We start from the raw sequence: 13,583 nt of genomic DNA on the forward strand, positions 1-13,583 counted from the left end.
CTAGAACTTATTTCGCTTGATAGATCCCGTGATTTCTTCGATTTCCTTTTTCTCTGATTCGACCTTGTCCTTAAATTTCTTTAAGTCCGAACCTTCGCTGGTTTTATTGATCTCATTCTTGATGTCCTCCGTAGCATTGCGCACCTCTCTAATTCCTTTGCCAATTCCACGTGCGATCTCCGGGATACGATTAGCCCCGAAAAACATAATCACCAACAGTAAAATCACTACGATTTCACCACCGCTGATATTGAAAAACATAAATGGGAGGGTCTGAAAAATCATAATTCAAAATTAACCAAAAAACCCCGACTCCTTACGAAAGAAATCGGGGTTCAAGACTATTGTTTAAGGAGGACTATTCCTCTTCTTTTTTCATGGTGTCGATCATAATCGGAGTAGCAATGAAGAGGGATGAATAAGTACCCACTACAATACCGATTAACAATGCGAACATAAAGCCTCGGATTACCTCACCACCAAAGATGAAGATGATCAGCAATACGAAGAAGGTAGTTAAAGAGGTGTTGATGGTACGACTTAAAGTACGGTTCAAGGCGTCGTTCACCACTTCATTCATTCCTTTCTTCTTAAGGTTATGCGTACGCATGTATTCACGAATACGGTCAAATACAACCACGGTATCATTCAGAGAGTAACCAATTACTGTTAACACGGCTGCGATAAAGGCTTGATCGATCTCTAAAGAGAAAGGTAAAATACCGTAGAGTAAAGAGAAGAGCGACAATACTACCAATACATCGTGGAATGCCGCTACTACAGCACCAGCACTAAACTGCCACTTGCTGAAACGGATTAAGATATAAAGGAAGATTACTACTAAGGAGAAGATAATCGCCAATACTGCAGAAGACTTAATATCGTCTGCAATTGTAGGTCCTACCTGACGCTCTGCCACAATTCCAATATCACTGGCTCCTGAAGCTTCGGAGAAGAAATCCTCTTTGGAAGGAGCATTTTGATAGAATGCGGTAACACCTTCGTATAAGCGATTTTTGATATCAGCCTCTACTTCAGTTCCGGTTTCGTTGATCTTATACTTGGTAGTGATGATCACTTGAGATGCGTCACCAATTGTTTTCACCTCTGGATAAACTTTGGCCCCATCCTCATTTACGAAATGGTCGCCAAGGGCAGTTTGGATATCTACAGAATTTACATCCTTGTCGAAACGAACTTGGTAAGAACGACCTCCAACGAAATCCACACCGTAGTTTAAGCCACGGGTAGAAAGTGAAATGATACCAGTTAAGATGATCAATCCACTAATGGTGTAGGCTATTTTACGCTTGGCCAGGAAGTCAAAATTAAACTTGGTAAATGCATTACGTGTAGCTCCAGTAAAGAAGCTTACGGATTTCTTCGCTCCTAAGCGTGCTTCAAATACCAAGCGGGTAATGAAGATGGCACAGAACAATGAAGTAAGAATACCAATGATTAAGGTAGTGGCGAAACCACGAATTGGCCCAGTACCGAAAGCATACAGGATAACCCCAGTAAGGAAGGTGGTTACGTTGGCATCGATAATGGAAGAATAAGCATTCTTGTATCCATCTTCAATAGCAAGGCGCAATCCTTTACCATGAGTTAATTCCTCACGAATACGCTCATAAATCAGCACGTTCGCATCTACCGCCATACCGATGGTTAATACGATACCGGCAATACCTGGTAAGGTAAGTACTGCACCTAAGGAGGCTAATACTCCAAAGATGAAGAACATGTTTACGATCAAAGCTAAATCTGAAGCAGCACCTGCGCCATTATAATAGAAGATCATATAGATCATCACAATGGCAAGGGCAATTACGAATGACCATAATCCAGCACTAATAGCTTGCTTACCTAAGCTTGGTCCAACAATATCAGCTTGAATAATATTGGAGGCAACCGGTAATGCTCCTGCCTTTAGAATAGTGGCTAAATCTTGGGCATCATTTACACTAAAACTACCAACGATCTCGGTATTTCCATTGCTAATTTCCCTAATTACACGAGGGTAAGAATAAGCGAGATTATCTAATACAACCGCTACAGAGCGATTATCTTCCGGATTCGATTGATCGCCCACTGCTTCACGAGTGATTTTAGCCCAACGGCTGGCGCCACTGGCATTCATGCTCATGGTAACTATTGGCTCATTAGCCTGGTTAAAGTCTTGACGAGCATCTACCACTACGTCACCTTCCATTGCAGCCTTACCATCACGAGTAGTTTTGGCAGCTAATAAATACAAGAAACCTCCATCATCTGGCTTAGCAGTCCAAATAAACTTCACATTGCGGAGGTTACCTGGAATCAAAGCCAAGATACGTGGATTAGAAAGGTACTCATTTACTTTATCGGTGTCGCCCACGCGAGAAACCCCTACAATAGGACCACTGTTGGGTTGACCAGTTTCTTGGTTTACGTTAGGACCGAAAACTTCCCAAAGCGGGTTGAATTGGTTCACCATACTTGTGCTATCCGAAGCTAATGAATCAACTTCTGCACTAGCCATAGAAGCTGTGCTATCATTAGAAGTGCTATCGTTTGAGGCATCAGTTACAGCTTGAATTTCATTTAAGAAATCAGAACCTTCCACTACTCCATTCTCCTGAGCAGCGGCACTGTCTTTTCCGGCATTAGGGTTTTCCACTAATCCACGTAAACGCTCATTTGCTTGAACCATAAAGTTCAACATTTCGTAGCCTTCATAAAGCTCGAAGAACTCCAATTTTGCAGTGGATTGTAATAGTTTTTTAACTCGATCGGGATCTTTTACACCTGGCAGTTCAACCAAGATTCGTCCACCCTCACCTAATCTCTGAATATTAGGTTGTACTACACCAAATTGGTCGATACGAGCACGTAATACGGTATATACGTTTTCAACAGAGGCATTCACCTGAGCGCGTAATTCAGCTTCAACCTCCGCATCGGAAGCATTGAAACCGAGTTTATCGTTCATTTCTTTGGTTCCGAACACCTTGGGGTCACTCATTTTTAAGTTACCTCCACGCTCAGCGTTAATTTGCTTGAAAGCAGCAAAGAAATTGTCCAAATAATTTTCTTGGTTCTCAGTAGCATTTTTATCTGCCAGCTTGATAGCCTCGGTAAAAACGATGTTTTTGCTTTGATTGGAAATCTCGCGAAGAATATCTTTTACCGAGACTTCGAGGATTACGTTCATACCACCGCGGAGGTCAAGGCCAAGGTTAATTTCCTGTTCCTTCACTTCAGCATAGGTGAAATCATCTACAAAAACATTGTATACCACCTCACTACGCATTGAGTCGAGATAGCTTTCACGGCGTTCTGGATCGCCGGCAGCATAGTCATCTGCATCACTTTCGACAGAGCGAGTGATGTAGGTAAATGAAAGCTGATAAATACAAGCCAAAGCAAACACTATGGCAAACAGTCGGATAACTCCTTTATTCTGCATTACTTAGTCGTAAAAGGGTGTTCAAATGAAGGCGGCAAATATAGTTTTTCAGTAAATAAATCACAATGTACGTTGACTATATCACCAAGCCTTCAGTGAGATATTTGCGTAATTTTACCAAAAGTCTCTGTAAATGCGCACCTTTATCTCCTGTTTACTACTCATTTTTCTTCAATTTCAAATGAGTGCTCAGCTTCGCTTTTCCTTTGAGCAACAGATCAATACCAAAGTTTACCATGGTACTGATACCGTACCTAACCCTTGGGCAGGTGGATTAAATTATCCAATTTTCAACAATTTGGATTTTAACTTCGATGGACTCACTGATCTTTTAGTTTTCGATCGAAGTGGAAAAAGACTTTTACCCATGATGTGGGAGCTGGTAAACGGAGATAATGTTTTGCGCTATCATCCTGAGTATATAAAACACTTCCCCTTTCCTCGAGGTGAAGGGGCCTTTATTTTACTGCGCGATTACAATTGCGATGGCCTAAACGACATCTTTTATTCCGATGGTTCCTTTATATATGTATATGAGAACACCAGTTCCAATGGTCAACTGAGCTTTAGCATCGCCAACAATGGTCAACATTTAGACACGGATTATTTAGCCTCTGGAGTTTCCAAGCTCTATATCTCACGCGCCGACATGCCCGACATAAATGATGTGGATGGCGATGGAGACCTCGATATTTTAACTTTTGGCAATGGCGGCGTTCAAGTAGAATTTCATGAAAACACCAGTCCTTGCGGACTTAATTTTGTTCAAACCGGTAATTGCTGGGGTTTATTTAAGGAAGGGGGCATTTATCGTTCTGTCATCTTAAATCACTGCACCGGTGGCAATAAAAGAAGTTTAGGCTCCGGATCTGGTAAAGTTTTGCATACCGGTAGCGCCATGCTTAGCTGGGATTTGGATAATGACAATGTTGTTGATTTACTGCTATCCAATGTTTCGTACAACAACCTATCTGCTTTAAGCAATGGTGGTACGCTCGATTCATCAGCCATGGTGGCTCAAGACACCATGTATCCACCATCACATCCTGTTGACCTATTTAATTTCCCGGCTTCTTTTAGAGCCGAAACCGGAACCGATGGTGTGGATGATTTAGTATTGAGTAGCTTTAGTTCAGCTACTAGCGGCAGTCCGGATATGTCCTCAAATCATAGAGGGATATGGCATTATAAAAATACCGGCACCAATACACAACCCAATTTTGTTTTCACAGAAGATAATTATCTGCAAGGCGATATGGTAGACCCCGGCGCTGCTTCAACACCTCGCTTGGTGGATTTAAATGGGGATAGTTTAATGGATTTAGTCTTGAGTGTTGGTAACCGCTTCATGCAACCCGGCTTTTCGAACTCCCAACTTTATTACTATGAAAACACTGGTACGGCCCAGCAAGCTGAATTTACCCTGATCGACACAAATTTCGCAGATATTCTTTCCCTCAATTTAGGAACTGAAATTGTTCCTGCCTTTGGCGATTTGGATGGAGATGGAGATCAAGACTTGATTGTTGGTGCTAACAGTGGCTATTTCCATTATTTAAAAAATACTGGCTCTGCTAGTTCACCATCTTTTACCATAGATACATATATCATCACCAATACAGATGTTGGTGCTAATGCTGCACCTTATTTATTTGATCTGGATGATGATGGTGACTTAGACCTCTTTGTAGGAAACCAACAAGGACATATTTATTGGTTTGATAATAGCTCAGCCAGTACGCCTAATTTCAGTCAAAAATCAAGCTTCTTTGGAGCGGTAAATGTTTCTGCTCAAAACCTGTCGGGAAATGCCGTTCCCGTTTTTTATAGAGACAGCACTGGCACTACTTCCTTATTTGTAGGATCTAGAAGTTTGGGTGTGGTGCAGTTTGATGAAGTAGATACTGTTTCTCAATTACCCAGCTCAATTAGTGATACAATTGGAAATGCTAGCAAGCAAAGCCTGAATAATAATGAAAGCCCATTCGGCATAAGCAAGCGCAGTGGCCGAAATCAATTCTTAATTCTTGCCTCCGAACTGCAAGCCAAAGGTTACCTCAATGGATATATTGAAAGCATTGGCTTTAACATTGTTGACAAAGGCGGTTCTGTTCTAACCAATGGTTTTACGGTGAAGATGAAAAACACCAGCGCTACCAGTTTAAACGCCTTTGAAGACAATTTCCCTTATCCTTATCCTTTAGAAAATTACATCTACAATTTCGGTAATGGCTGGAATACTATCCCCTTACAATATCCACATGCCTGGGATGGACAATCTAATTTGCTAATTGAAGTTTGCTTTAGCGGAAACTTCCCAGCCAGCAATATTCATGTTTCGATGACAGACGAAGGCTTTAATTGCCATGCCTACGGGGACATCACCGGATTTAACACACAGTCGGCAAATGGTTGTGCAATGCCATATTTACAGACTATTCAAAAGCGCCCGGATATTCGTCTGAGCCTCACCCCTGCTTTGATTCCGGTTCCGGCTGCTCAGCACCATGACTTGTATATTGGGGAACGTACCACTGCCGACTTTGCCGATCTTAATGGTGATGGTTATCTGGATGCAGTAGTAGGAAATTTAAGCGGAGGATTGAGTTTATTCTATGGAAATGAATACACTTTTTCCACACCCGAAATCTCCAAGGAATCAAGCTTTGTAAGCATTTATCCCAACCCCAATAATGGCGCCTTTCAAATTGACTTAGCAGCGGATGTCCTTGCTGAGTATTCAAATCTCCGCATCTTCAATACTCAAGGGCAACAAGTTTTTAGTCAGGAAATTAGCTCCGACACTGAAATCAGATTAAATAAAAATCTGACCGATGGATTGTACATCGGTATAATTGAAGGCCCAAGTGATCGGAAGACTTTCAGGTTTATCCTCAAACATTAGCATTTAGCATTTTACCTTTACTGGCAAAGGGGTGGTTATTAACTGAATGTTAAAAATCGTACACATTTCAGGCTTTAGAATTCTTCTAAACAAAGTGGAATAGTTTATTATTGCATTTGTAATAATTATCCATTGTTTATGAAAAGATTACTATTAACCCTCACTTTGGTGGGGTTATGGCAGTTGGGCTATGCCCAATGTCCGCCAAGCTCCCCCTTGGTGACGCCCTACACGGAGAATTTTGACTCCGAGACAGCGGGCTATCAAGCAACTTTCGGGAACTGCTACATCGGAACCCAAAGTTCAAACCCTCGCTGGGAGTATGAAACCAGCGGAACCGCCAACTCTACTGGCACAGGACCCCTCAATGATGTATCAGGATCAGGTTTGTATGCCTATCTGGAAACCTCAGGAGGAGCACAAGGTGACACGGCTGGTTTAATTACACCAGCAATCGACCTAGTTGGTTTAACCAATCCAGAGCTCCGTTTCATGTACCACATGTTCGGTGCAACTATTGGCCAATTGGATGTTTACGTTAATGACGGCACCGGTTGGACTTTAGAAAGCTCAATTGTTGGTCAGCAACAAACTGCAGAAGGCGATTGTTGGTTGCCTTCATCTGTAAGTTTAGCGAGCTATTTCGGCGACACTGTTCGCATTAAGTTTGTTGGTGAGCGTGGTAGTTCATTTACCGGTGACATTTCTATTGATGAAATTGAGGTAGATAACGAATTGAACTGTGCTATTCCTTTGAACTTAACTTGGGTAAGCAGCACTCCTACTACCGCTACCATTACCTTTGATGCAGTGGCTAATGCTACCTCAGGTTACAATATTTATGTTGGAGCTCCAGGATTTGATCCAGCAACAGTTACTCCAACAAATTACACCAGTAACAACATTACTTTAACCGGATTGGCTGCTGCTAGCAATTATGAAGTTTATGTAGAGTCAGATTGCGGTACTAATGGTGTAAGCGGAACTCTTTGTAAAGGTTTGTTATTCCAAACCACTTGTGTTCCATTCAACACTTTCTACAGCCGCGACTTTGACAGCGATGCAGCTGGTGACCCCGCTCAGTGCTGGGCTCAGTATTCTTCTTACAATCCTGCTAGCTCTTGGGCAGAGGTAGTTACCATTCCTACTTTCAACAGTCCCCAAGCCTATAGTGGCACCAATGTATTAGAGCTTTATAGCGCAAGTGGCGGCACCCCGGCAGACACTTTGATGGCTATAAGTCCCGAGTTTAGTGACATGACCAGCAATGCTCGTCAAATTAAGTTCCAGGTTGCTGCTCAAACAGGTACCAATACCTTAATGATTGGCACCACTAATTCACAAAACCCAGGTGCTCCAATTAGCTGGATTGATACTTTATCAAATCTGACCAGTTCCTGGCAATTGGTAATTCTTCCATTAAATGCCGCCACCGGATATAATGGAAGCGATAAGTATATAGTATTCCGTCATGGTCTGGAAAACACTTTCAGCGATGTTTATATTGATGACTTTGTATACGAAGCAATTCCTGCATGTCCTCAATTAACCAACATCAGCCAAACCAATGTTGGAATCACCACTACAACATTCAGCTATAATAGCAATGGAAACCCAGTTCAATACGAATGGGGTCCTGTAGGTTATACTCAAGGAACCGGTACGGTTGGTACTCTTCCCGCAGGAACCGGTACCATTAATGGTTTAAGCTCCGCTAGCTGCTACGATGTGTACTTGCGTACCGATTGTACCGGTGGTGGTAATGGAACTTCCATTTGGTCTGGCCCTTTCACAGTATGTACTCTTTGTACTACTCAATCTTTACCTTATTCTGAAAACTTCGATATTGGTTTAGGTTGTTTTGTAGTAACTGATGGTGGTAACACCACAGACACCTGGATTCACGCCACTTCATCCAATACTACCACTACCACAACTGGTACTGCACTGGATGCTTCTCCAGGTTGGATTGAAGCAGATTCAGATAATGCCGGTTCAGGTGCAATCACCATGGATGAAAATATCACCAGTGCTTATATCGATGCCGGAAGTATCACCGGAACCTTATACTTGGAATTTGACCAGTTCTATCAGCACCTAGGATCAAATGCTGAAGTAGAAATCTGGGATGGAAATGCCTGGGTAAATGTGCTTACTCAAAATTCAACTAATGTTGGTGCTTGGGGAAATCCAGATCATCAAAAGATTGACATTACTGCTTATGCCAATGACAGTCTTCAAGTACGTTTCGTATACAAAGACAATGGCGTTTGGGCCTGGTGGTGGGTAATCGACAACGTTCTTGTACAAGAAGAACTTTGTGCCCGTTCAACCAACTTCACCGCAGCCTTTGTAACTGCTGACTCAGTTGGTCTGGCTTGGACTCCAGGTGCAGGTAGCAACTTTGGCATCGAATATGGTCCTGCCGGATTCACCCCAGGTAGTGGTACTTTAACCAGTACTTCTAATTCTTCAATTACTATTACTGGTTTATCACCACAAACCAGCTACGACTTCTACTTAATCGATACCTGTTCTGGTAGTATTGCCAGTTTACCTGTATTCTTAAATGTAGCAACGGCTTGTGCTATCAGCACTCCTGCTGTATTGCCTTTAACCGAAGATTTCGAAAATTACAGTCAAGGTCCTACCTTCAATGGTACTACCGAGTACTTATGTAACCCTTCATACTACTGGTCCTTAAACCCATCCTCTGGTAATGGTCGCTTCCGCTTACAAGCTGGATCTACCTATTACAGAAGTGGTTTACAGGCCTTAACAGCGGATCACGATCCATTTGTTTCTACGCCTGAAACCAACAGTATGGTTATGACGGTAGATTTAAGCAATTACACTACCGCTAATGGTATTGAATTGAGCTTCTACTGGATGCGTCATACTACTACCTCTCGCCCTGGCAACAAGGTGTATGCTCGTGGTAGCGCCTCTGACCCTTGGGTTGAATTAGCCAGCTTGAACAACTCTTTAAGCGGTGGTTTCGATTCCATTATCGGAATGGACATTGTAGCTCCATTAGGTCTTGTAGGTCAAACCGTTAGTGCTACTACTCAGATTCGCTTCGACCAGGAAGGTCAAAACGGATCCAGCTTCAGCAATACCTGCTGCGATGGCTATACTTTAGAAGACATTACCCTTGAGGCAGTAGCTTGTCCATTGCCTGGTGGATTAAACGTGAGTGGTGTATTTGACACTACTGCTACCTTAAATTGGGCCGGTGCTTCATCAGCATCCAACTTCCAATACTGGTTTGGTCCTGCTGGATTCTTCCAGGGAACTACCACTACCGGTGGGATTAAAGGCTTTAGCGCAAGCTCAGGAGTTGTTGTAGACACATTAAGTCAATTTACTTGCTACGAATTCCTGGTACGTACAGTATGTCAGCCTGGTGATACTTCTTCTTGGAGTGCTCCTTACCAATTCTGTACTCCTTGTAGCCCAATTAGTGCTCCTCATTCTGAGAACTGGGATGCCCTTACCTCGGCTTCAAAGGACCTTGGATGTTTCAGCTCTATCGAAGATCCTAGCTTAAACAGCTCCAACTTCTTAGGGGTTACCATCCAAAATAGTACCTTCTACAATCCTATTTCTACACCCAACTATGTAGAAATGGATAACTCATCCGCTACTTCAGCTCCATTGCTTTTAGTATCTCCTCCAACTACCGACATGACTGCCGGTGATAAGCGAATTGTATTCTACAGTCGCGCTACTTTTGTGGGTACACCACCTCATAGTTTAATCGTAGGTACCATGGCAGATGGTAACAATGCTGCTACCTTCCATGGATTAGATACTATTTATCCGGATGGAAATGCATTTACTCGTTACGTAGTAAACTTAACGACCGCTAATGGGTATAATGGTACGGATCAATACTTTGCGATTGCGCACGGTCAGGATGCTACCTTCTACACCATCTTAGTTGATGATGTTACCTACGAGCAAATTCCTACCTGTCCTGAAGTAAGCAATCTCAAGACCTTACAGGTGGATAGCATGAATGCTATGGTAAGCTGGACTCCTTTCAGCGGAAGTACAGGAAGCTTCCAGATTGAATATGGAACCGGAGCCTTCGGCTCATCTAGTAACAGCCGTGTGGTTGCTTCTAATGATACTACTACCATTACGGGTTTAACTCCAGGTACTAACTACTGTTTCTGGGTTCGCGAAATCTGTGCTCCTGGTGATACCAGTATCTGGATAGGCTCTGAATGCTTCAAAACGGAATGTTTAAGTATTTCTGCTCCTTCACATGAAGATTGGGATGCTTTGGCTACCGGATTAGATTTAGGATGTTTTAATAAATACGAAGATCCTAGTTTGACCATAAGTGCTTTCCAGGGAGTTACCATTCAAACCGGTACCTTCAACCAGCCATTCTCTGCTCCTAATGTAGCTGAGTTGGATAATGGTAACATCGTGAATGATGATCTGATCTTGATCTCACCTCGCACCAATGACCTAAGTGCTTCGGATAAACGGATCCGTTTCTATGCCCGTACCACTACCACCTTCCAGAATCCTGAAATCGTAGTAGGCTCTATGAGCAATCCATTAGATAATAGCACTTTCAACGCTCTGGATACCATTCCATTGCAAACCGGTGCTATGGTAGAGTACATTGTTAACTTTAATGCTAGCAATGGTTACAATGGTACTGATAAGTACTTTGCGATTGCCCACGGCTTAACTGCTACTTTCCAAACTATTCTTATCGATGATATCTTCTACGAAGCAATTCCAAGTTGTATTCGTCCTGATAGTCTGGATGTTACCAGCATCACCTCGAACAGCGCCAGTGTAAGCTGGACTAGTGCGAATGGTGGTTCTAGCTTTGAGTACGAATACGGAATCAATCCATTGGGCGATCCAGGTAACACGCGTACCACAATTTCTACCCCGGCCGCCACTTTAGCTGGCCTTACTCCTGGAACCGGATACTGTGTTTGGGTGCGTGAAATTTGCTCGGCCACCGATACCAGTTTCTGGAGAGGACCATTCTGCTTCAGCACACTTTGTGCTCCTAGTAACCCTGCTCCTTACTATACCAATTTCGAAGGTATTACCATCGGTGTTGCAACTGGTACTCCTACAGGATGGGAAAACTGTTGGACACAAAACACAGTTACTGGTTCCCTGCATTGGGAATCAGAAGATGCCACTGGTGCAAACGAGAACAGTACTGGTACTGGTCCATTCTATGATGCTACTACTCCCAGTGTTACTGGTGGTACTTATATGTACTTAGAAACTTCATCTACTGGTGGTCCTGCAGAGTTAATCTCTCCCCCCATCGACATTACAGGCTTAGCTAATCCTGAAGTTGAATATTGGTACCACATGTTCGGAGCAACTATTAACCGTTTAGTAGTTTATGCTGAGGATAACCTTGGTGGTCGTACAGCTATTGACAGCTTAGTTGGTCAACAACAAACTGCGCAGTCTGATCCTTTCTGGCAACGGAATGTGAGTATTGCTAACCTGACTCCAGGTGTATACAAATTCGTATTCGAAGGACATATCGGTTCATCATTTACCGGTGATATTTCTATCGACGAATTCCGTGTACAAGTTGGAGCAAGCTGTCCTCGTCCTACATTCTTAGTACAAACTGCTAAGAACTTAAATGATATCACAATTGGTTGGACTGCTAATGGTACTGGTACCAGCTGGCAAATTGAATACGGTCCGGTTGGATTTACTCCTGGAAGCGGAACTTTATTGACTACTTCCAACAATCCTGAAACCATCAACAGCCTTACCGCAGCTACTAATTATGATGTATATGTACGTGAGATTTGTGGTGCAGCAGATACCTCAGCTTGGACTGGTCCTTTAGTGGCTAGCACTGATATCTGTTTAGCCAGCAGCAAATGTTGGTTCGTATTCGATCTTAAAGACACCTTCGGTGACGGATGGAATGGTGGCGAAGTAACCATTTACCAAAACGGTATCGAAGTAGGTAAGATGGGATCCAACTTTACCACTGGTACTTTATACAAAGACTCTATCCAATTATGTGACATGTTCCAAACTGCTGTAGCTCTTACTACCGCTGGTGGATGGCCAAGTGAAATTGGATTAGAAGTATTTGATCCTACCGGAGCAAGTGTTGGCAGTTATATTGCCAGTGGCACAACTTCACAAGGTGATACTCTGGTAAGCTTCTTAGCAAGCTGTGCTGGTGCTCCTACTCCTTGTGCCATGCCAGATTCTATCTGGGCAACTTCCAATGTAAGTTGTGATGGTATTGAAGTAGACTGGAACAGCAATACTGGTGGTTCATTTATTGAATACGGTCCAGCTGGATTTACCCCTGGAACTGGTACTTTCACCGGTGTGGTAACCGCTCCATACCTGATCTCAAGCTTGAGCCCAGGTACAGCTTACGACATCTATGTTGCTGATACTTGTGGAACCAGCGATACTTCAAGCTTCAATATGGTAAGCACTTCTACTGCCTCTGGTCCATTACCAGTAGCTAGCTTCACTATTGACAGCGCGATTGTAGGTAACTCTTATGAGATCTATGTAGATGCCTCTGCTTCTACTGATGCTGATACTTATGAGTGGAACTTCGGTAATGGTGTTACTTCCAGCAATGCTGCTGATACCATGGTATACTTAGGAAATGGTGGTTATACCGTAACCTTAGTAGTAAGCAATGCTTGTGGTAGCGATACCCTTACTTATCATATCAATGTGAATATTGGTATCGAAGAGAATCCTTTAGCCAATAGCTTAAGTGTTTATCCTAACCCTGCTAACTCTATGGTGAACATCAACTTCACCGCTGTAAGCAGTGCCGATGCAGTAATTCGTTTAGTGGACGCTCAAGGCCGCGAGGTTATGAATGTTCAGGAACGTGCTGCCGGAGGAGAATTTAAGCGTGAACTGGATGTAAGCCAGCTCGCTTCAGGAATCTATATGATCGAAATTCAATCCGGAGATCTGAAAGCACACCGTAGATTAAGTGTGAAATAAGATTCTTAGGAATTTCATAAAGAGCCCCCCTTGTTGCTTTTCAAGCTGCAAGGGGGGCTTTCTTTTTAGTACAAAATTCATCTATCCAAAGCCCTAAAAACCCTTATATAAACTGGCCTTTACACAGCTATAAGGCCTATTAAATACCATCCAAAAAAAAACAAGATTTCACTAGCTAAAACCCTCTTTTCAAAAGTGTTATTACACCAGAGTTTTACTAATATT

Annotated in this window: 4 protein-coding genes; 2 read left to right on the top strand and 2 right to left on the bottom strand. The window is 42.8% G+C overall.

What is annotated here, in order from left to right:
* Both H4K34_RS02840 and secDF read right to left on the bottom strand, forming a co-directional pair.
* Window positions 1-285, bottom strand: coding sequence for a Sec-independent protein translocase subunit TatA/TatB (locus H4K34_RS02840; RefSeq protein ID WP_246452185.1), 285 nt, complete (start codon window positions 283-285; stop codon window positions 1-3).
* Between the two features lie 73 nt (window positions 286-358).
* Window positions 359-3,448: a protein translocase subunit SecDF gene (secDF, locus tag H4K34_RS02845; protein ID WP_210759325.1), complete on the bottom strand. Its 3,090-nt coding sequence runs from the start codon at window positions 3,446-3,448 to the stop codon at window positions 359-361.
* A gap of 133 nt (window positions 3,449-3,581) precedes the next feature.
* On the opposite strand from secDF, the gene H4K34_RS02850 reads away from it, so the two are divergent.
* Together H4K34_RS02850 and H4K34_RS02855 are read left to right on the top strand one after the other, a co-directional pair.
* Window positions 3,582-6,353 (top strand): T9SS type A sorting domain-containing protein, encoded by a 2,772-nt coding sequence (locus H4K34_RS02850; RefSeq protein ID WP_210759326.1) that lies wholly within the window; start codon window positions 3,582-3,584, stop codon window positions 6,351-6,353.
* Between the two features lie 138 nt (window positions 6,354-6,491).
* Window positions 6,492-13,358 (top strand): fibronectin type III domain-containing protein, encoded by a 6,867-nt coding sequence (locus H4K34_RS02855; RefSeq protein ID WP_210759327.1) that lies wholly within the window; start codon window positions 6,492-6,494, stop codon window positions 13,356-13,358.
* The last annotated feature ends 225 nt before the right edge of the window (window positions 13,359-13,583 follow it).

This window comes from Croceimicrobium hydrocarbonivorans (assembly GCF_014524565.1).
In the GTDB taxonomy this organism is placed as follows: domain Bacteria; phylum Bacteroidota; class Bacteroidia; order Flavobacteriales; family Schleiferiaceae; genus Croceimicrobium; species Croceimicrobium hydrocarbonivorans.

Bases quoted from the DNA above. Each gene is read 5' to 3' on its own strand.
- H4K34_RS02840 (WP_246452185.1), bottom strand. From the start codon at position 285: ATGATTTTTCAGACCCTCCCATTTATGTTTTTCAATATCAGCGGTGGT.
- secDF (WP_210759325.1), bottom strand. From the start codon at position 3,448: ATGCAGAATAAAGGAGTTATCCGACTGTTTGCCATAGTGTTTGCTTTG.
- H4K34_RS02850 (WP_210759326.1), top strand. From the start codon at position 3,582: ATGCGCACCTTTATCTCCTGTTTACTACTCATTTTTCTTCAATTTCAA.
- H4K34_RS02855 (WP_210759327.1), top strand. From the start codon at position 6,492: ATGAAAAGATTACTATTAACCCTCACTTTGGTGGGGTTATGGCAGTTG.